Genomic DNA, 20,059 nt, shown 5'->3' with positions numbered 1-20,059 from the left:
GTCAAGACCTCTTCAGGTACAGGGGCAGCCCGGCCATAACAAGGCACACCTCGTCGCTCACGGCCGCAACCGCCTGATTGAGTGCGCCCAGCCCGCGCACAAACGCGCGCACCTCGGCACTGGCCGGAATAGCCCCCAAACCGGCTTCACAGGACACCAATGTAATATGAACATGACGCGGCAGACGCGCAAGACATTCCGTGAGTTCGGCGGCGGATTCCGCCTCGCGTCCGCTGCAGGCGAACATCCAGAAGTCCAAACTGTCCACCAGAATGCTGCCCGCCTGCTTCGCCGCCTCTTCCAGTGCAGGCACCAGTGCCGCACCGGTTTCGCGTACGGGAATTTCCGGCATGCGGGCCGTGCGATGGTCCAGAATCTGGCTTCGGAAGGAAAAATCCTGCGCCTGTCCGGTGGCAAGCAGCACCCCCGGCTGCGGCCCCTGCCCGAACACGGCAAGCCCGTAGGCAGACTTGCCTGATTTGTCGCCCCCCAGCACCAGCCGTATCATGTCTCGTCTCCATGCCGCGGGCACAGCATCTGCTCCGCCACGGGTATCGAGGCGGCAACCCCCGCCCAGTCAAAAAGTTCCATCATCAGCACCGCTTCCGGGTCCGCAAGGCGCAGCATGGCTGCCACCGCCTCAAACCACCCGTCCGAAAGGGCGGTAAGGGGCAGATGTTTGCCCGTGCCCGCAACGGCCTTGCTCCCCCGATCATCTTGACCAGCCTGACTTGCCGCACCTGCCGGGCCTGCCTGGCTTGCCTGACCTGCCGAGCTTGAGGCCCCACCCTGATTGACCACGCCGGGCGCGTTAAGATGCACCATGCGCAGCCGCTCCCGCAAGCCAGGCATACCCAGCAGCCCATGCTGACCGTAGGACAGCACATGCCCGGTGTCCAGGCATACGCCGTAGTCCTGCGCCTCTATGACGGGCCATACATCGGTAAGGTCGGCACCCCGCACATTTTCCAGCAGGCAGTCTCGCGTATCACGCCCCGTCCCGCGCCAGAGCCGGGCGAATATCTCCAGTGCCCTGCCGCTGCGGGCGGCAAAGGCAGCGGCAGATTCCTCCCCCGCTGCAACTGTGTCGGAACACATCCCCCCGGCACAAGCCTTTCCGGCCTCGGCGCTTCCAGAAAATTCCGCCCTCCCCCCGCTGTTTCCGCCCGCCGCTTCCTGCGACATGCGGCAAGGCTGCGGGGGGTGCAGCACCGCACGCCGCGCCCCCAGAAAGGCCACCTTGTCCATAAGAGCAAGGCACACACGCGCCGTCTCTTCCGGGTCGTGCCACGGCAGGTCCAGCGGCAGGTGCACATGCCATGCAAGAGGCAGGCCCGCCAGATCAGGCGGCAGATCCTGCCGTGTGTAGGCAAGGCAGGCCTTTGTCTCAAAAAACAGCAGCCCCACTTCGTCCACCCTGCCCGCCAGAAAGCGGCAGTTGGCGGCAAGCGTGTCGGGCACCACCCACGAGGGCGCGGCAATGGTACGTTCCCGCAGCACCGGAAAACCGTTCTTGATGCCTCCGGTCATTGACAGCACATCCCCATACGGCGTATGCGTTTCAAGCATGCCGTGCTCTGACAAAATTGGACAACCCTACAGGGATGCCGGTTTTTCGCCGATAAGGAGTACATGTGGGGCATTGCCTGCCCCCCTGTACGCACGGCACAAAACGTAACTGCCCCCGCCATTGAACAAACGGCATGCGGGCACATGGATTGCAGTAATGCTTTCATGAAATACGGTGCACGACGAGGTTCGCCATGGTTAAAGTTCGCAATTATCTCCAGCACAGGCTCAACCCCCTGCATGTCTACTGTAGACTGCTGGACTGCGGCTTCAGCCGCAGGACAGCACACAGGGTTTCCGGCCTGTACGAACGCTGGTTCTACCGCAGCTCCCTGCCCGAAGCCTAACCGGCTACCTGATCGGGCACCTGATCAGTCACCTGATCGGCCACCCGACAGGTCGCATGATAGGTCGCCTGATAGGTCTCCAGAAAGGTCGCCTGCGCACGGTGATACGCTGCCGCGCCGGGAAATCCGTTCTTCCGCCGCCGGAACTCCGCGCCCCCTACATCAATGAAAGCTGCTTTTCCTTACGCTTGGTGTGTGCCTTAAGCGCGGAACGCTTCACCGCCCCCTCCTGCGGCAACTCCGCCAAAAAACGCGAAGGCTTGAGCCGAATCTCCCTGCCATACAGCGTACGCTTGCCCGACCAGCTCAGAAACAACGCCTGCTCGGCACGGGTTATGCCCACATAGAGCAGCCTGCGCTCCTCTTCCGCATCATAGCTTCCCTCGTTCCGGTCGGCCTTGCCGGTAAGCACGCCCGCCCCCGCAAAGGGGAGAATGCCGTCTTCCAGCGCAGGCAGAAACACTGCCTTGAACTCCAGCCCCTTGGCGGCGTGCAGGGTGAGTATCTGCACCTTTTCACTGCGCCTGCGCACCAGTTCCAGCTCCGACTGCAGGTTTATCCAGTTCAGCAGTCCCGCCCAGCCGCCCAGCTCGTCATGTCGCTTCGCCATCTCACGGAACGCGGCAGACTTCCAGAACAGACGGTCAAAGGGGGGTATGTCTTCCAGATAGGCGGCTACCCCCAGCGGTCCCTTGGCAAGCATGGAGTCCGGGCAGGAGAGCGCATCTTCGCCGGGAGTACCGGCAATGCCCAGAAAACGGCCCACGGCGTTCAAAATGAGCCGTATGCGCGGCTCCACCCAAAAAGCCTCATTCTCCGGTACCGCGCAGGGAATGCCCAGCCGGGAAAGCGTGCGCTGAATGGGGTCCACCAGCGCCTTAAAGCGCACCAGCACCGCCACATCACCGGGAGAAAGCTCGCCGCCGAGCAACCTGCCGTCCCCTTCCGCATCCTTGAGCGAATGGCTGGTGGCACCAATAAGCCCTCGAATCTGCTCGCCTATCCATGAAGCCTCGCCCTCAGGAGACTGGGCCTCAAACATGCGCAGGTCAGAAGGAATGGCCCGCATGGCCTTCAACGCTTGCGGGGCATTGCCGCGCGCCATGAGCGCGGCGGCCATATCCAGCACGGGTTGGGCGCAGCGGTAGCATTCTTCCAGCCGCACCATGCGCAGCTCCGGCCACGCTTCGGCCAGAGTCGCCGCCACATCGCCATGCGCCCCCCGGAAACCGTAGATGGACTGGTCCGGGTCGCCGATGCCGAAAAAGCCCTGTCCGCCCTGCGGCACCAGTTTGCGCACAAGGGCCAGTTGCAGGGGGGTAAAATCCTGAATCTCGTCCACCAGCACATGGGTCCACGGGCAGGAGTAGACCCCCGCATCCGCCTGCTCCAGCCAGAACTCCAGAAGATCGGTGTAATCTGCCAGATTCCACGAATCCTTGAGCTTGGAATAGTTCACGAACAGGTCGTGAAATTCCAGCGTGCACACCTGCATGCGCTCGCGGCACAGGGATATGCCGTCCCACGCATCGCGCAGACGCTGCGCGGATTCGCCGGGATTGGCCTCCGCGAACACCCGTCTGGCCCCCTCCTCAGAAAGCAGGGTGGGGGCATCGTCATAGGAATGCTGCCAGTATTCAAAGGCCAGCGCGTGCAGCGTGTCGGCGCGGGGCGTGGCCTGCCCCTCTCCCAGCGAGGCCACAAGCCGCTCTTCCATTTCGCGGGCGGCGCGTCTGGTAAAGGTAACAGCCAGCATGTGCCGCGCGCTCACGCCGCCATCCAGAAGATGCCGGATGCGCCCCACAAGGGTGCGCGTCTTGCCCGTTCCCGGACCGGCCATGACCAGCACGGGTTCCGGCCCTGCGGCAATGGCGACCCGCTGGCCGTCATTGTAGACGATGGACGGCGCGGCAGAAGGGGCGTGTCCGGCCATGCGCCCGGAGCCTTCCGCATCGGTGCGCAAACCGTGCTCCATTGCCGCATCGGCTGCGCCCTGCATCCCTGCTGCTTCCGATGCCTCACCAGCGGAGCCCGCCCTGCCTGCGGGGACGAGCATGCCTGACCGGGCCTCGTTCCGCTCACGCAGGGCGTTCGCCAGCATGGGCATGGCGGCGGCACGTTCGGCTTCCGTCAAATCTCTGGCCGCACCCGCCTGCGCGGCCTCTCCGCCGGGGGCGTCTGAATGTCGGCCTGCTGCATGTTCTGGCCCGTCGTCCGGTTCATGCACTGTTCCGTCCTGTGGCCCACGCCCTGTCAGACGTTCGGCCTCGCGCTCTGGCCCACGCTCGGGCAAATCCACCAGAAACGCGCCCTTAAGAAAGGTGTCACGTTCCTTGCGCGAAAATACCCGCACCACGCCATATTCACCATCGTAGCCGGGCTGGCGCATAACCTCGCCCCGCCGCATACGCATCACGCCTTCCGCCAGCAGCGGATGCACCTTGCGAATCTCCTCTTCCGGCGCATCGCGCAGAATGGTCAGTTCCGGCCCCAAGGTCCGCACCGCGCGGGCATACAGCGCCATAACCTTTTTACTCTTGGAGCCAGTGCCCATTATCTCGCCGATAAGTTCCGGCAGCGGAACCAGCGAAACGAATCCCGGCTGGGAGGCGGGCTGTCTGGGTACTTCCCTGTCCGCCAGTTCCAGCACGCGGTTGAGCACGCCCACGGTGAGCGGCTTGCCGCATACGGGGCAACGTCCGTCCCGCGAGCGGGTTTCACCCGGCTCCATCACCACGCCGCACTTGCGGTGTCCGTCCAGATGGTATTTGCCCTCTTCCGGAAAAAACTCCATGGTGCCGAGGAACTTGTGCCCCAGTGCCTCGCCGCGCAGGCTCCGGTAGATGCCTTCATACGATATTTCGCCGCTGAAGAGGTTGCATTCGCGGCCCAGATTATCGCCGGAATGGGCGTCGGAATTGGAGATAAGCCGGAAGCGGTCCAGATGGCTCCAGAGCCAGTTCATCTCCGGGTCGGAAGACAGCCCCGTCTCCAGCGCAAAAATTTCTGACGCAAGGTCGCCGAAGCACTCCTCCATGCTGTCGAATCCGGACTTTGAGCCGAAAATGGAAAACCAAGGGGTCCATATGTGCGCGGGAACCAGAAAGGCAAGGGGGTGCGTTTCCAGCACCATTTCCAGCAGGTTTCGGGAATCCAGCCCCAGAATGGGGCGGCCGTCTGAAGCAATGTTGCCCACCTCCGCCAGCCGGGTGCTGAAGCGGCGCGCAGCCTCCAGCGTGGGCATGTAGACAAGGTTGTGCACCTTGCGCACCTTGCCGCCGCGCTTGTAGATGGAGCTTATCTCCCCCTGCAGCATAAACAGGGTGCGCCCGGAAAAAGGCATACCGGAAAAATCCGGTATCTCGTGGTCCAGCCTGCGGTCGTCCTTCAGACGAAACAGCCCGGTGGCGCTGTCCTGCACCAGTTGGGACTCCAGCTCATCCAGCCACTCCGGGTGGGTAAAGTCGCCGGTGCCCAGCACGTCCAGCCCCTTCACGCGGGACCATGCCGCAAGATGGCGCGGGGTCAGCTTTTTGCTGGTAGCGCGGGAAAAACGGGAATGTATGTGTAAATCTGCCCTGAACTGCTTCATGGGGTACTCCTCGCGCATGAAAGCCCGCCCGGTGGTTCGTTACCGCGCCGTTCCGTCTCCGGGATGTATCCGTACCCACCTGATGTATCAAATGTGCCGCTAAGATACAAATGGTTACAGCCCCACCCTCTGCCTACAGCACTACCCTTGCCGGATGATGCAGGAACACAATCGGCGGTCTTCCCTTTGACTCCGTCGCGAAATAGCCTACAACCATCCCACACGCGCGGCACACGCCACGCCAATCACAAAGGAGTTTCTGCACAGCATGCAAAAGCCGGAATCCCAGTGGAAGCATATAAATCTGCTCATCCTTACCCTTGCCGCCTGTGTTCTCGGCGCGTTTGTCATCCGCGCCAAGCTTGAAACAGAGCCGGAATGGCGGCTCCTGTCACCCAGCAAGGAAAACCTGTTCGTGCAGCACCCCGTCACATGGCTCATGGGGCAGTGCTACGCGCACCAAGCCGTGCTCGACTCGCTTGCCGGGGCCGCCGCCTCGCTGCGGCAGACAGCGCAGGAAATGGCTCAGCGCATGGGCGGTGAGGCGGAGATTGTGCCCATGGCTGTTCATGCCCTCTCCTCCCGTCACGCCAATGCGGACAACACCGGATGGACCGCCGACATAGGCTACGCGGGCCGCACCGCCAACGGCCGCTTCTCGCAGCAACGCCCCTCCCTGCTGACCTATGGTCGCTTCATGCGCTATGCGGACGATGCCACCAGCGGCTCCACCACCTTTGACGCCCACGCCACCCTTGCCATCCTTCGTGCCATTGCCGCGCAGCCCCATGCGCTGGTAGATTCCATAGCCGTTGCCCCCTTTGCGGCCTGGCGGCTGCACGAGGTAATACGCACCCTGCCCGATGCGGAACGTGCACGCCTTGCCGACCTGCTGCGCGAAGAAGAAGGACGCGCGGGTTCCATGCGCATCACCTTCCGTCCCGCAGGGCAGGAGAGGGTTTTTGAAAGCGTGCCCCTGCTGGACCATCCGGCGGCGGAAACCCTTGCCCCCGCAGCCTCCACCGCCCCCACCTTCTCCGGCAACGAAAAGGACCTGCGCCAATGATGCCGCCCCAAGCCGATGCCGAAGCGGTAACGCTTGCGCGCAGCCGGTTTCCGCGCGGTCTGCTGCAACCGGAAGGCTCGTTCCGCTTTGCCATGGATGCCCTGCTGCTGGCGCGCTTCGCCCTGCCGCCGGAAACAAGCCGGGAGCAGTCCGTGGCTGACCTTGGCACCGGATGCGGCGTGGTGGCGCTGGCACTGCTGCTGGATGCCCTTCCCGGTACTCCCGGTACGCAGTGTCCGCAGGCAGCCCCCGACAGCGAAAAGCCCACCCGCGCACAGCGCCGCGCCTTTATGCACGCCACCGGAGTGGACATAGACCCCCTGCTCTGCGAGGCGGCCACATACAACGCCGCCGCGCTGGGACTGGCAGACCGCTTTGCCGTGCACACCCTGAACCTGACAGAGGTTCGCGACATCCTGTCTGCGGAGAGCTTTGACCTTGTGGTCACCAACCCGCCGTACCGTCGCGCGGACCAGGGCCGCCATGCCGCCACAGAAAGGCGTACACGCGCCCTGTTTGAAACGGACGGCTCGCTGGAAACATTTGTCAGGGCGGGGGGCTTTCTGGTACGCAACAGGGGGCGGTTCTGCTGCATCTACCCTGCGGAGCGCCTTGCCGCGCTGCTTACCGCCTGCACGGCGGCACGGCTGGAACCCAAGCGCCTGCGCATGGTGCACTCCAAACCTGACCGTGACGCTGCACTGGTGCTGCTTGAGGCCCGCAAGAACGCCCAGCCGGGCTGCGTTACGGAACCGCCGCTCATCCTGTACGCAGGACAGGGCGAGGCAACCGCCCTGACCCGGGAAGCACTGGAATTCTGTCCTCATCTGGCCTGCAACGCACGCGGGCATTATCAATACGGAGACCCTGCATGATAGGCACCATTCGCAAACTGAAACGATTTTTCCCCGCCCCCAGCGGCAGAGCCGTCATCCTTTCGCTGGACCATGGTGCCTACGAGGGCATGCTGGCAGGCATAACCCACATGCCCGAACTGCTGGAGCACATACGCACCCGCAACGTGCAGGGGGTTATGCTGAACAAGGGCTACGCCCGTGCGCACGCCCTTTCCCTTGCGACGGAACTGCCTCTGGTGGTGCAGCTTTCTGCCGGAACCCGCCACGGGCTGCCCGCATGGAACAAGGCGCTGGTCTGTTCCATCCCGGAGGCTCTGCGCCTCGGCGCAGACGCCGTTGCCATTCAGGTAAACATCGGTAACGAGCTGGAAGACCGCATGCTGGCAGACCTCGGTGCCGTGACGGACGAGGCGCACCAGCACGGACTGCCCGTACTGGCGGTCATCTATGCGCGTGGAGACCGGATCGTGAAGGAACTGGATCCCAGCCTCATCGGGCACTGCATCCGTCTGGGCGGAGAACTGGGGGCAGATATGGTTTCCGTGCCCTATTCAGGCGACAGAGCCAGCTTCACGCGGGCCGTGGAATCGTGCCCGGTGCCCGTGCTGGTGGCGGGCGGCCCCGGACAGCCGAACTTCGATGCCTTCCTGTCCATGGTGGCAGAGGTGCTGGAATGCGGCGCGGCAGGGGTGAGCATAGGGCGCAACGTCTTCCAGCAGGAACGGCCGGAAGAGGCACTGGACAAGCTGCTGGCACTGGTGCACGGCGCTCCGCAGCAGGCGGGAAGTGCGGCAGACAATGCCCAAAACACCTCCGGAGATACGAACAGCGCACAGGAACCCCCGGCGCGGCACCCCGGCTAAGCGGCGCAGGGCATGTTCAAGTTCGCCGTCATCCTCTTTGTGCTCGTATGGCTGGGCAGCCTTGTCTTCAGCCGTCGGCGGCGCGTCATAAAGGATGTGAACCACCTCCTGCAACTCATCATCGCCGCCGCGCTGTTCTTCATGGGCAGCACGGTGCTGCGCAACACAGTCATATACGAGAACATGTTTCTCTATGTGCCTGCGCTGGCGGGGCTGATGGCAGGGGCGTGGGGCACGGCGTATCTCATCATGCGCAACGTGGGCAAGGGTACCCGGAGCAGCCTGAAGACCGGCTCAGGAAACGGGAAGACCGGCAGAACAGCCGGAGGAACGAATAAAGCCCGCAGCAGCTCGTCTGCCCGCCGCCCGCGCGACTGACCCCAGCCCACGGGCAGCATATCCCCGCAGGAATCCCCGGAAACTGCAGACGCGGAACTACTCTTCCGCCTGCAACTTCTTCAGATGCTCCGTATAGGCGAGAAACACGTCCGTACGGTTAATAAGCCCCAGAATCTCATCGGGATTATCTTCCCGCACCACGGGAATCTGCCCCAGATCGGCCTCCACGAACTTGAGCAGGGCGGTGTACAGGTCATCGCCCTCTTCCAGCGTCACCGGGGCACGGGCAAGCTCTCCCACCACCACCAGTTCAAACAGGCTTTCCTCGTACAGCAGGTTGCGCACGTCGTTAAGCGAAAGGATGCCGGTTATGCTCCCCTCCTGATTCTTGACCGGAAAATGAAACTCGTTGGTCCCGGCAATAATATCCGTAAGGGCCTTCAGGGTGATGGATTCTTCCAGAATGGTCACCCGCCCCCGCTGGTAGAAATCGGCCACGTGCAGCTTTTCCAGAATATTGATGGTCGCGTCGGTTATGTGCGCGGGTGATTCGAACTTGTTCTCCAGCTGGTTCTCATACAGCGATGCCTTGCGGTTGACCACAAGGCACACCGCCGACGCCAGCATGAGCGGCGCAAGCAAGCCGTAACCCTGCGTAAGCTCGCAGACCATGACCAGCGGGCCTATGGGCGCGTGCGCCACCCCGGCAAAAAACGCTGCCATGCCCACCATCACATAGCCGCCGGGCTGGGTAACGATATCCGGATAAAACTTGTGAGCGGTAAAGCCCACCGCACCGCCGGTCATGCCGCCCACAAACAGGGCAGGTGCAAACATACCGCCGCTCATGCCCGACCCCAGCGTAATGCTGGTGGCCAGAGTTTTGGCCAGCACCACCACAATCATGGTGGTCACGGTAAGCTCTCCCAGAATGGCCTGTTCCAGCCAGCCGTAGCCGCCGGAGAGCACCTTGGGGTACAGCATGCCGAAAAGGCCCATGAGCAGCCCGCCCGCGGCCATGGTCCACATAATGCCCACCCGCACGCGCAGCTTTTCGAACACGGAATACTTCATGTACACAAAGGTGCGCACATACAGCCAGCCGGAAACGGTGCACGCCAGCGAAAGCACCACATAGAACGGCAGTTCCATGATGTTGCTGAAGGAGAACTCCGGAATGCCAAACATGGGCTCGGTGCCGAAAGCCATGGTGAAAATGGAGTAGGCGACAACAGAAGAGATAACGGCAGGCACAATGGCTTCCGACTCAAAATCTTCCTTGTAGATAACCTCAATGGCCGTAAGCGCGCCGCCCAGCGGTGCGCGGAACACCGCGCCAAGCCCGCCCGCCGTGCCCGTAAGCATAAGAATGCGCCGTTCCTTGACAGAAAGCCCCAGCTTTCCCGCCAGCCACGAGCCTATGCCCGCACCTATCTGCGAAATGGGGCCTTCGCGCCCGGCAGAGCCGCCCGCCGCGATGGTGAGAATGGAGGTGAAGCCCCGGATGATGGGCCCGCGCGGCTTAATAACACCTTTGTTGTGGTGAAACGCCTTGATCATGGCGTCCGTGCCGTCGGTCATACCGTGAATGGAGTCCGGCAGAAAACGTTCCACCAGCCAGCCCGTGAACAGTCCCACTGCAAGACAGGCAAGGGGAATAATCCATGGCCGGAAAACGCCGTCGCCCTGCAGCCCGTGGAACATGCTCTCGCCCGCCGGGGCAGGCAGGTCGTATCCGGCCCACTGTACCTGCACGAGGTGCGAAAGATATTCTATGCCCCAGAAAAAGACTATGGAAGCAACGCCTGTGAGCGCACCCACCAAAATGCCTATAACCGTCATCCGCACATAGGTGACGTTCCGGTACAGGCGAAGATATTCCCGCCAGAGCCGCCGCAATGGGCCTGTCATGCATGCTCCGTGCTGTTTGGCCGGGTGCGCGCCGGATTAAAGCTGCGCCTCGGGCGTTTCCAGTATCTGGCGGGCAAGGTCCACGTCCTTGCGTATCTGGGCCATAAGCTCCTCCACGCCGGAGAACTTTTTCTCGTCGCGGAGGCGGGTGACAAAATTAAGCCGCAGTTCCCATCCGTAGAGGTCCTGCGAAAAGTCCATAATGTAGGTTTCCACGCTAATCTCATCGTTGCCGAAGGTCGGATTGGTGCCGATATTGGTCACCGCCTTGTGAACCTTGCCGTCCACCTCCGCCCACGTGGCGTAAACACCCGGCATGGGAGTAAGCTCATCGCGCACCCGCATGTTGGCGGTGGGAAACCCCAGCAGCCTGCCGCCCCGGTTCATGCCGTGAATAACCGTACCGCGTATGACGTAGAACCTGTCCATGAGCGGGCGCACATACCACACGCGGCCCGCCTGTATCATATCCCGTATGCGGGTGGAGCTGACAATTGCGCCGTCAATGATCACGGGGTCCAGCCGCTCGGTTCCGTAGCCATGCTTGCTCCCCAGTTCGGAAAGCAGAGCAAAGTTGCCCTTGCGCCCCTTGCCGAACGAATAATCATACCCCACCACAAGCTCTTTCATGTTCAGCCCGTGCACCAGATACTCTTCCACAAAGGATTCCGGCTCCATGGCGGCCAGTTCCTTGGTGAACTTGATCATAAGCACCAGATCCACGCCCAGCGCCTCAAAGAGATCCAGTTTCTTTTCGTAGTCTGTTATCAGCGGGGCGGCGTGTACTCCTGCCAGAACCTTGAGCGGATGCGGGCAGAAGGTCACCACCACGCTGGGCAGCCCCAGCTTGGCCGCCTTTTCCATGGTGCGCCGTATAAGCTTGCGGTGCCCGTTGTGCACGCCATCAAAGTTGCCAATGGTGACGGAGGTGCCACGCGAAATATCTATGGTAATTTCCTGAAGTTCTCGTGCTATTTCCATCCGGTGCCAGCGGCCTCCATTCTTGTGCCGAACATGGGTGGGCTGCCCGGCGGGCAACCCGTCTGTGAAGGCGACTATTGCTACCCCAAAAGCCCCGCAGCATCAAGCGCACATGCGGTGCAGGTGTTCATGCGGTGCAGGCCTTCGTGCGATGCAGGCGTCATGCGGTGCGCCGTGCCGACGTGCGTCATGAAACGCCAAAACGGTCATGACCCGGCCAAGCACGGCAGGAAATCGCAAACTGCCCCGCCACGACAGGAAATCGCAGACTGCCCCTGCGTGCAACCATGCGGACGCAACAAGACCGTGCAGATGCAACCCCCTGCATACAGGTTGAACCGCACAGGCACAACCCGGCACGTTCTTTTTGAAAACGCTGCCCTGCCCCAAAAAGTTCTTGCCAAAAAAACGCGATGCGGATAAACACACTCCTCGCTGCCGGGAAATCCCCCGGCACGTTCCGTGCCCAAGTGGTGGAATTGGTAGACACGCTAGGTTCAGGGTCTAGTGAGGGTTCCCTCATGGAGGTTCGAGTCCTCTCTTGGGCACCACGGAAAAAGTGAAAGGCTCCGGCGCATGCCGGAGCCTTTTTCGTTTCGTATCTGCCTGTCTGTCACCGCCCTGCATATGTTCAGGCACGGCCCGCTTCTGCAAGCAGGCCGGTCAGAACACGAAGCTGCGGTTACTCCATGCCGTTCACGGTTAGGCAGGCGCGGTACAGCCCCTGCGTGCCCATATTTTCCAGCCCCTGCGCCTGCGCGGCAATATACAGCTGCTGCACCAGCGCAAGCCCGGGGAGCGAAAGGTTCATGGCTCTGGCTTCCTGCAGCGCAATCCCCATATCCTTGATGAAGTGCTTGATGTAGAAGCCGGGGTCGTAGTCCCCCTTGGCAATGCGGCGGCCCAGATTGTTTATGGACCACGAACTCGCCGCCCCGCTGCCTATGACATCGATAACGGCATCCATGTCCATTCCCGCCCGCACCGCATACAGCAGCGATTCCACCGTGCCGACCATCGTCCCGGCAATGAGTATCTGGTTGCACATCTTGGTGTGCTGCCCCGCCCCGGCAGGTCCCATGCGCTGCACGGTCTTACCCATGATGTTGAACAGCGGCAGAACGCGGTCAAACACGTCCTTCTCTCCGCCCACCATGATGGCGAGGGTGGCGTTGCGCGCGCCCAGGTCGCCACCGGATACCGGGGCGTCCAGCGCATGCATTCCGGCTGCCGCCGCCTGCGCGGCAATGGTACTGGCCAGAGAGGGGCTGGAGGTGGTCATATCCACCAGAACAGTGCCCGGACGGGCATTGCGGATGATGCCGTTCTCGCCCAGATAGACCTCTTCCACATCGGCGGGAAAGCCCACGATGGTAAAGACGATATCGCTTGCCGCAGCCACCTCGGCAGGAGAGGCGCAGTAGGTGGCCCCCATGTCCACCAGCGGCTTGGCGCGTTCCGGCGTGCGGTTATACACTGCTGTCGGGTACCCTGCGGTTATAAGGTGACCGCACATAGATTTTCCCATGACGCCGGTACCTATCCAACCGATTTTCTTCAATCCCATTGTGCGTACTCCTCTGCCGCAAAGCGGTCGTATTCTTGTTTTCCGGTAATGCATTGAAACGCGCACCAAGGCCATGGGCAAACCGGTTCGCAGGCCAGAAGGGCAAATCCGGGACGCAAGCCCAAAGGGCAAACCATGGCGCGCCATTCCTCATACTATCCCACGGGTCCGGCCAATGGCAACCCTGCGGCACAAACATCCCGCCGATACGGAAAACCGCCGGAACACCCCGCCATGCCCGAAGGCAGCCGCACGAAAAGCCCCCCGCCTTTTTCGGGGCGGGGGGCTGAAATGGAAAAGGCTGTTCCGTAAAAAAACCGATTTCTATTCCAATTCCTTCACGGGCGCGGCGGCTGCCACGGCATCCATGTAATCCTTCTTGTCTATGTTCAGCGCGCTCAGAATGTCGCCGTTCAGGGCCAGCAGGCGGAATCCCCCCACAACCACGTTCATACGGGCGGTAATAAGCTGCCCCTGCGTGTTGAAGAGTTCATTTTCCGCATCCAGCACGTCCAGCAGGCTGCGCTGTCCCACGGTGAACTGTTGCAGGTACATGTCTCGGGTCTGGCGGTTAAACTCCACCGCCTGCTCATACAGAGCCGCCTGTTCCTTGGCCGCCTCATACAGGCTCCAGCTGGCAAGCACTTCTTCCATCAGGGCATCGCGCGTATCACGCAGTCCCAGTTCCGCAGCAGACTTGCGCGCCCGTGCGGCACGCACCCCGGCCACATCCGAACCGCCCTTGAAGAGGTTCCAGTCCATGGTGACCATGACCTGGTCTTTCTTCGTATAGGTGGTGGAAGATTCAGCGTTCTGGGTAAAGCCGGAAGAGGCCTTAAGATTGAATTCCGGATAGTAGTTGGCCTCGTTGCGGCGAATATTCTGCACAGCGCGGTCCACTTCCGCCAGCAGCGTAACAATCTTGGGATTGTTCTCCAGCGTCTTCTCCGCTGCCGCGTCCACATCGTGCGGCACGCCATCCGGCAGTCCGGGTTCTTCCAGATTCTGCGGCACCTGCCCGGTAAGGCGGTAGTAATTGGCCGTCAGCACGTTCAGGTCGCTGCGGGTGGCAGAAAGAGTCGTCATGCTGCGGGCAAGACGTCCACGCGTCTGGGTCACGTCTGCAAGGCTTCCGGCTCCCAGTTGCTCACGCTCCTCCATGGAGGCCAAAATGTCCTGATGCTGAACCACGTTGTCCTGCGCCAGTTCCACCAGCAGCCGCTGCCGGAGCACGCCTATATGCGCGATAACGGCATCCAGCCCCAGCGAATCGGCGGCATCCACAAACTGGCTGTCCGCAAGGCGCATGCCTGCTTCCGCAGCCGCCACGCTGCTGGAGGTGGCATGACCGTCCCACAACATCTGGGTGGCGGTAAGGGCGGCATCCATTCTGTCGGTAAAATGCCCGTCCTGCTGGGCACGGCGGGTTGCAGCATCGCTGTATGCCTCAGTGCCGTACTGCGCGCTGGCGTCCAGACGGGGGAAGAAGCCGCCCCGAGCCTGTTTGTGATCCTGTTCCGCCGCCTGCTTACCCTGCTGCAACTGCTGCAGCTGCGGGTGCTGCCTGAGCGTTGTCAGCACGGTATCCCGAAGACTGGCCTCATCAGCCAGAGCTGCCGCGGGAAAAAACGCCACACATGCCAGCAGCGCGCTTCCTGCCGCTGCCGTACGCAGCCGTTCCTTCGTGTGTTTGCTGAAAAGAGAAAAAAACATTCCGCCCCCTGCATATTTGCTCGCGCCGCTTCCCTGCGTTGCGGGAAGCGCGCGTATGGATTTTTCTGTATGTAGCCTTGTGCGTTGAAGATATCAACAGAAAAGCACCCTCCCGCAGAGATGGGGAGGGTGCTCGGTTGATGTATGGGACTACAGGTCGGTGATGACCTTGTTATTATTGAGCATGTCCGAAAGCACGCTGTCCAGGTCACTGCCGGTCGCAGGGGCGGTAAAGGTGACGCTATGCGTAGCCTCTCCGCCGGCTTCCGATGCAATACCCAGCGTGACCGTGCCGTCTGCGCCCTTGGATACGGACAGGTAGCCGGAAAGGCTTTCACCTTTTACATCCGAAAGCAGGTCGCTGAGGTTCAGCACGTCTTTTCCAGCATCAAAACCCTCAATGATAGCACTGCCCGTCACGTGGAAGATATCCGCACCAGCCGTGCCTGTAAGCTTTCCTTCACTGGCTGCAATGTCACGATACAGCGCATTCTCACGCACAGTGTAGCTGCTGCCGTCATTGAATTCCAACGACTCAACGTTATTCAGTGTATTACCATTGCCGAAGGTGACGGTGCCGTTTGAAACTCTCATGTTCTGGACGCCATAGCTGCCAAGATAGACCTTATCAAAACCCTCGCCGCCATCGACAGTGGTATTGTTCAGGTTGCCGTTGAACGTGAAGGCGTCATCTCCAGAACCGCCGTATATTTTGGAGCCCTGCACGGTGGATGAGAACGTGAATGAGTCATTCCCCGAGCCTCCTTCCAAAGTGGACTGGTTGACATTGCCCGCAACGGTAACGGTGTCGTCTCCGGCACCACCATACACCTTAGAGTCACTCAATTCTTTGCTGAAGACGAAGCTATCGTTTCCGGCTCCGCCATCCAGCGTGGAGTTAGAGGCATTGCCCACAACGGAAAGACTATCTTTTCCCGATCCCATGAGAATGGTAAACGTGCTCAGGTCGCTTTGGGCGTTAAAGTTATCGTCGCCATCTCCGCCCACCAGAGTATCATTGTTATTACCACCCTGTATTGTAAAGGTGTCACTCCCCTTCGAGCCATATCTCACCGCGCCGTTAGTGTTCTCTAACACCACGCTGGTTCCTGTGGTTGCGGCATAGTCACCACCTTCGGCAACAGTAGCCCGGAAAACAACATCGTTGAAGTCCTTGTCGCTCCCTTCAATCTTGTCTTCAAACCGATAGGTGCCCTCGTCAACTTGAACCCATTCCTTCTCTCCGCTGTTCAAGGTGCTGTCTGAGAAAACCAGAGGCGCTGTTTCCAATTTCCCGTTCACGGCAACATAGCGCAATGAATAGCTCCCGTCTGCGTTCAAAACAAAGCCATCGATGAGCTTGAGATTCTTCAAATTTTGTGTTCCATCGGGAACAATGAAGAACCCGTACTGCTGACCCGATGGAATAACAAACGATATGGAAGATCCACCGCTCAGCGGGTTACCGCCTCCGGAGGCCTGCTCCCACAGTATAGTGGGAGAGAAGGGCTTTCCATCCGCATCAAGAAGGTAGTACCCCACCACATTCTTATACCCTGCATCAGAACTTACATAGCTCACGGTCACGGTCTGGTAGGGCTCCTTGAAGAGCTCGTCCACTGAAACGCTTTCTCCCCCTGACCCACCAAATTGCAGAAACTCAACATTACGAAGCGTGTCGGTTCCATCTGGACTGTTATCCCTCAAGTCCCGCACAGTAATGGAGCCGTCACTGTTGCGCGTAAAAGAATAGGCACTGCGGTTGCCCGCATAGACAGCGGTATCCGTTCCTTCTCCGCCATCAATGTAGTCGTTGCCCGTGCCGCCGGTGATGGTATCATTCCCCGTGCCGCCGTATATGGTGTCGTTTCCGGCACCGCCGAAGAGCAGGTCGTCACCGGAACCACCGTCAAGAATGTCCGCAAGGTCACCACCGTATATGGTGTCGTTGCCTGCACCGCCTTCCAGCAGGGCAGACTTGTAACCGCCGCCTGTAAGGATGATGGTATCGTTGCCATCGCCCGCATCCACGTTAAACACCGTTTCTGCGGCTGCGGTCTGCCCGCCGAGCTTGGTCGCGGGGTTAACGGAAAGGGTTATCTTGTCGTCACCGGCTCCGGTTTCCACATTGATATTGCTGTGCCAGCCGCCGGAGTTCTGGTTGCTCCACGCGGTAATGGTTACATCATCCGCTTCGCTGCCGGTCTGCACTTCTGCGCGCTTAACGTTTTCCACCACCACGGTGCTGCCCACGCCGTCACCGTCCGCTCCGCCCGCACTCAGATCCACATCCGCACGGACAAAGTTCGAAATGGTAACGGTGGAGTCCGCATCGGACTGCGCCTTCACGCTCTTTATGGTGTTCCATGAACCGCCAGCCGCAACGGAGCTACCGTCGCCGCCCACGGTGACTGTGCCGTCAGGCAACGAGTAGGTGCCGTCGTAAGCTATACCATCGCCGGAATAAACCGGGTTGGGCTTTTCGTCATCGTTCACAATGTAGGTCACGCCGTTGGCAACGCGGTCCACCACCACCGTGAAGGTGGCGGCATTGCTCACTGCCTGCCCGTCCGTCACATGGTAGGTGATAACGGCTTCGCCGAAGAAATCCTTGGCAGGCGTGAAGAGAATGTTGCCGTTCTCATCAAGCGTAACCGTTCCGTGCGCCGGGTCTACCGACACATCGGTGAGCGAGAGCGCATCGCCATCCGCATCGCGGTCGTTGGCGAGCAGGTCGGCGGCACTGACGGTCAGCGGAGTGTCTTCCAGCCCGCTGAACGGTGCCGTGGTGCCCGTGGTGTGCAGCGAGAAGTTTTCTCCCTCTGCGGCTGTGCCCAGCACGGTCCAGTCGGCTGCGCCGCTCTCCTGAATCTCCACCTTGAGCACATAGGCTCCGCCCTGATCCCAGTAAACCATATCCAGCGGATAGTAGCCGTCTTCCGCCACGGTGAATTCAAAGGTGGTAGTGCCCGCGCCACGGTCGGTGACGAACTGTCCGACCACCTTGCCGTCAATGGACATCTGGAAACCGTCGTCGGAGTAAACGCGCATCTTGTACGTGCCCGCAGCCAGATACACGGTGCCGGACATGTGCATAATGCCCCGGTCCGCCCCGTCAAAGCTGCCCGTCTGCACCACATTGCCGCCGTTTGCACCAAGGAAGGACTGCAGTTCGCCAAGGCTGTTCAGGGTGCCGCTCTGGGGGGCGAAATCCAGCGCCGAAACCGTGAAGGTTGCGTCAGGCGTTTCGTTAGCTGCTATATGCGCCAGCACCATGTTCAGGGCGTTGGCAGAGGTCCACGTGCCGTGCTTCTGGTTATCAAAGGCGTAGAAGCTGCCGGTAAGCCCGGAAACGCCTACAATCTCAGAAACCGCCACCGGGGCGTCATTCACAGCCTCAACCGTAAAGGTCGCCTTGGCGCTGGCGGTGGCTCCGTCAGAGTCAGCCACGGTAACGTTGAACGTGACCTTGCCGTTAAAGTCCTGCGCCGGGTCAAACCGATAGTTTCCGTTCCCCAGGTCGGTTATGGAGCCCTGCCCTTCGGCAAGCGTAAGGGAGGAGACGGACAGGTTGGTGCCGTCCTCCACGTCAAACCCGTCCAGCGAGGCAATAATATCCGCCGCCGTGAACATAAAGGCAGTGTCTTCCGTGGGGGTTACGCCGTCTACGGTAAGGGTGCCGTCGCTCAGCACGGGCACATCGTTCACCGATGCCACGTGCAGGGTGAGCTTGCCGGTATTGGACACCGCGCCGTTGTTGTCCTTGGCGGTGTAGGTAAGCAGTACATCGCCGTGCCAGTTATCCGCAGGGGTAAAGGTGATGCTGCCTGTCGCGGCATCCCACACAAGGCTGCCTGCTTCCTCAAAACCGGGGGCAAGCTGCACCGAATGCAGAGAAACCGTATCGCCGGAATCCGGATCGGTCACATGGGCAAGGATATCCGCTGCATTAAAGGCAAGGGCGTTGTCTTCCAGCCCCACAAAGGGATCGGGGGTTACGCCGTCCTGCACCAGCATGGTGGACCCGAGCACGGTATAGTCAGACCACGTTGCGCCCGTCTTTTCCGCAATGGCCACGTTCAGCACATATGCGCCGCCCTGATCCCAGTAGACGATCTCAATGGAGTGGTAGCCGGAGTCCGCAATGGTGAATTCCGGGCTGACGGTTGTCCCGGCACCCCTGTCCGAAACGAACTGCGCCACCACAACCCCGTCCACCTTGATCTGGAAACCGTCGTCAGAGTAGACCTTCAGCCTGTAGGTTCCGGCATCAAGATTCACCTGACCGGAAAGCTGCATGATGCCGCGATCCGCTCCGGCAAAATTGGCGTCTTCTGTCGCGGCAACGCTGTGCCCGTTGGTGCCGATAAAGTCCCGCAACTCCTCAAGGCTGTTCAGCGTGTTGGACTTGGGGCCAAAGTTCAGCGTGTCAGCCACAAAAGTGGCATCCGGGCTGGAACCGTGTTCGGCAAGGTGCGCCAGCACGGTGTTCAGAGCCTGCCATGTGGTATCTGCGCCATGGGTCTGGTTGTCGTAGGCGTAGAACTTGCCGGTAAGGCCGAACTGAGCCTCTGCCCCGTCAGCATAGGTTATATCGTTCGCCACGGGAGCATCGTTCACGCCAGAGACCTTGAAGGTCAGGGTCTGCGTATCCGTACCGCCCTTACCGTCATCAACCGTATAGGTCACCACCACGTCCCGCACCTCGCCCTGCGCAATGGAATCATAGGCGGGGTCCTTGGGATCGAAGATGTAGCTGCCGTTGGTCTGCATGGTGAAGCCGGGCACATCGTCCACCACGGAGAAGGAGAGGCTGTCGCCGTCCACGTCCGTAGCCGTCACCCGTCCCTTGACCAGAGCACCGTCCTCGGTTGCTGCAACATCCGCATGGGCGTTGGCTACAGGCGCGTCATTGGTGCCTGTTACCTTGATGGTCAGCTTGGCAGTGGCTTCACCGCCGTGGCCGTCTTCCACCTTGTAGGTCACCACCATGGTCTTCACCTGACCGGCCTTCAGGCTGTCATAGGCGGGGTCGGTGGCGTCAAAGGTGTAGGTACCGTCCGGGTTCAGCGTAAAGCCCGCAGGGGCCGCGCTCATCAGCGAATAGGCCAGCTCATCGCCATCCACGTCCGTGGCTTCCAGCTTGCCGGCTACATGCTCCTCACCGTCCGGCACAAAGCCTTCTTCCACCAGCAGCGTGGCCGCCTTGGCAACGGGCGCATCGTTGGTACCCGTCACCGTAATGGTAAAGCTG

13 protein-coding genes and 1 tRNA gene are annotated in these 20,059 nt (G+C 60.8%); 6 read left to right on the top strand and 8 right to left on the bottom strand.

Annotated features, from left to right (window positions below; all coding sequences use genetic code 11):
- Nucleotide 1: 1 nt before the first annotated feature.
- Complete coding sequence (locus HUV26_RS12005) at nt 2–508, bottom strand: bifunctional adenosylcobinamide kinase/adenosylcobinamide-phosphate guanylyltransferase (RefSeq protein ID WP_174410392.1); 507 nt, start codon at nt 506–508, stop codon at nt 2–4.
- Nucleotides 505–1,569 (bottom strand): cobamide remodeling phosphodiesterase CbiR, encoded by a 1,065-nt coding sequence (gene cbiR, locus HUV26_RS12000; RefSeq protein ID WP_205245143.1) that lies wholly within the window; start codon nt 1,567–1,569, stop codon nt 505–507. Before cbiR ends, HUV26_RS12005 begins: the two co-directional genes overlap by 4 nt.
- 194 nt (nt 1,570–1,763) lie before the next feature.
- On the opposite strand from cbiR, the gene HUV26_RS11995 reads away from it, so the two are divergent.
- Nucleotides 1,764–1,916, top strand: coding sequence for a hypothetical protein (locus HUV26_RS11995; RefSeq protein ID WP_174410390.1), 153 nt, complete (start codon nt 1,764–1,766; stop codon nt 1,914–1,916).
- A gap of 157 nt (nt 1,917–2,073) precedes the next feature.
- Here the strand turns inward: HUV26_RS11995 and HUV26_RS11990 are convergent, their stop codons facing one another.
- Nucleotides 2,074–5,508 (bottom strand): UvrD-helicase domain-containing protein, encoded by a 3,435-nt coding sequence (locus tag HUV26_RS11990; RefSeq protein ID WP_174410389.1) that lies wholly within the window; start codon nt 5,506–5,508, stop codon nt 2,074–2,076.
- A 268-nt stretch (nt 5,509–5,776) separates the two neighbouring features.
- On the opposite strand from HUV26_RS11990, the gene HUV26_RS11985 reads away from it, so the two are divergent.
- Genes HUV26_RS11985 through HUV26_RS11970 form a run of 4 tightly spaced genes read left to right on the top strand, consistent with a single transcriptional unit; the run spans nt 5,777 to nt 8,672 of the window.
- Entirely contained in the window at nt 5,777–6,574 is a 798-nt protein-coding gene (locus tag HUV26_RS11985) for a hypothetical protein (RefSeq protein WP_174410388.1), read from the top strand.
- On the top strand, nt 6,571–7,449 hold the full coding sequence (locus tag HUV26_RS11980) for a tRNA1(Val) (adenine(37)-N6)-methyltransferase (protein ID WP_174410387.1): 879 nt from the start codon (nt 6,571–6,573) through the stop codon (nt 7,447–7,449). Before HUV26_RS11985 ends, HUV26_RS11980 begins: the two co-directional genes overlap by 4 nt.
- Nucleotides 7,446–8,294, top strand: coding sequence for a class I fructose-bisphosphate aldolase (locus HUV26_RS11975; protein WP_174410386.1), 849 nt, complete (start codon nt 7,446–7,448; stop codon nt 8,292–8,294). Before HUV26_RS11980 ends, HUV26_RS11975 begins: the two co-directional genes overlap by 4 nt.
- A 12-nt stretch (nt 8,295–8,306) precedes the next feature.
- Nucleotides 8,307–8,672, top strand: coding sequence for a hypothetical protein (locus tag HUV26_RS11970; protein WP_174410385.1), 366 nt, complete (start codon nt 8,307–8,309; stop codon nt 8,670–8,672).
- 57 nt (nt 8,673–8,729) lie between these two features.
- On the opposite strand, the gene HUV26_RS11965 is transcribed toward HUV26_RS11970, so the two are convergent.
- Nucleotides 8,730–10,544 carry a chloride channel protein gene (locus tag HUV26_RS11965; RefSeq protein ID WP_174410384.1) on the bottom strand — a complete coding sequence of 605 codons (1,815 nt, stop codon included), beginning with the start codon at nt 10,542–10,544 and terminating at the stop codon, nt 8,730–8,732.
- Nucleotides 10,545–10,580: 36 nt separating this feature from the next.
- Nucleotides 10,581–11,525 carry a bifunctional riboflavin kinase/FAD synthetase gene (locus HUV26_RS11960; RefSeq protein ID WP_174410383.1) on the bottom strand — a complete coding sequence of 315 codons (945 nt, stop codon included), beginning with the start codon at nt 11,523–11,525 and terminating at the stop codon, nt 10,581–10,583.
- 464 nt (nt 11,526–11,989) lie between these two features.
- Between HUV26_RS11960 and HUV26_RS11955 the strand changes: the two genes are divergently transcribed.
- Nucleotides 11,990–12,076, top strand: a tRNA-Leu gene (locus HUV26_RS11955).
- A gap of 131 nt (nt 12,077–12,207) precedes the next feature.
- On the opposite strand, the gene HUV26_RS11950 is transcribed toward HUV26_RS11955, so the two are convergent.
- The 3 genes from HUV26_RS11950 to HUV26_RS11940 all read right to left on the bottom strand — a co-directional run.
- Entirely contained in the window at nt 12,208–13,092 is an 885-nt protein-coding gene (locus HUV26_RS11950) for an NAD(P)-dependent oxidoreductase (protein ID WP_174410382.1), read from the bottom strand.
- A 324-nt stretch (nt 13,093–13,416) separates the two neighbouring features.
- Entirely contained in the window at nt 13,417–14,805 is a 1,389-nt protein-coding gene (locus HUV26_RS11945; RefSeq protein WP_174410381.1) for a TolC family outer membrane protein, read from the bottom strand.
- Between the two features lie 150 nt (nt 14,806–14,955).
- The coding region (locus tag HUV26_RS11940; protein WP_174410380.1) for a tandem-95 repeat protein at nt 14,956–20,059 on the bottom strand (5,104 nt) is incomplete at its 5' end.

It is taken from the genome of Desulfovibrio psychrotolerans (genome assembly GCF_013340305.1).
GTDB lineage: Bacteria > Desulfobacterota > Desulfovibrionia > Desulfovibrionales > Desulfovibrionaceae > Halodesulfovibrio > Halodesulfovibrio psychrotolerans.
This window is presented reverse-complemented; position numbering and strand designations above follow the sequence as displayed.

Excerpts from the sequence above, each read along its gene's own strand:
- HUV26_RS11945 (WP_174410381.1), bottom strand. The coding sequence starts at position 14,805 with ATGTTTTTTTCTCTTTTCAGCAAACACACGAAGGAACGGCTGCGTACG.
- HUV26_RS11995 (WP_174410390.1), top strand. The coding sequence starts at position 1,764 with ATGGTTAAAGTTCGCAATTATCTCCAGCACAGGCTCAACCCCCTGCAT.
- HUV26_RS11960 (WP_174410383.1), bottom strand. The coding sequence starts at position 11,525 with ATGGAAATAGCACGAGAACTTCAGGAAATTACCATAGATATTTCGCGT.
- HUV26_RS11970 (WP_174410385.1), top strand. The coding sequence starts at position 8,307 with ATGTTCAAGTTCGCCGTCATCCTCTTTGTGCTCGTATGGCTGGGCAGC.
- HUV26_RS11990 (WP_174410389.1), bottom strand. The coding sequence starts at position 5,508 with ATGAAGCAGTTCAGGGCAGATTTACACATACATTCCCGTTTTTCCCGC.
- HUV26_RS12005 (WP_174410392.1), bottom strand. The coding sequence starts at position 508 with ATGATACGGCTGGTGCTGGGGGGCGACAAATCAGGCAAGTCTGCCTAC.
- HUV26_RS11980 (WP_174410387.1), top strand. The coding sequence starts at position 6,571 with ATGATGCCGCCCCAAGCCGATGCCGAAGCGGTAACGCTTGCGCGCAGC.
- cbiR (WP_205245143.1), bottom strand. The coding sequence starts at position 1,569 with ATGCTTGAAACGCATACGCCGTATGGGGATGTGCTGTCAATGACCGGA.
- HUV26_RS11985 (WP_174410388.1), top strand. The coding sequence starts at position 5,777 with ATGCAAAAGCCGGAATCCCAGTGGAAGCATATAAATCTGCTCATCCTT.
- HUV26_RS11950 (WP_174410382.1), bottom strand. The coding sequence starts at position 13,092 with ATGGGATTGAAGAAAATCGGTTGGATAGGTACCGGCGTCATGGGAAAA.
- HUV26_RS11975 (WP_174410386.1), top strand. The coding sequence starts at position 7,446 with ATGATAGGCACCATTCGCAAACTGAAACGATTTTTCCCCGCCCCCAGC.
- HUV26_RS11965 (WP_174410384.1), bottom strand. The coding sequence starts at position 10,544 with ATGACAGGCCCATTGCGGCGGCTCTGGCGGGAATATCTTCGCCTGTAC.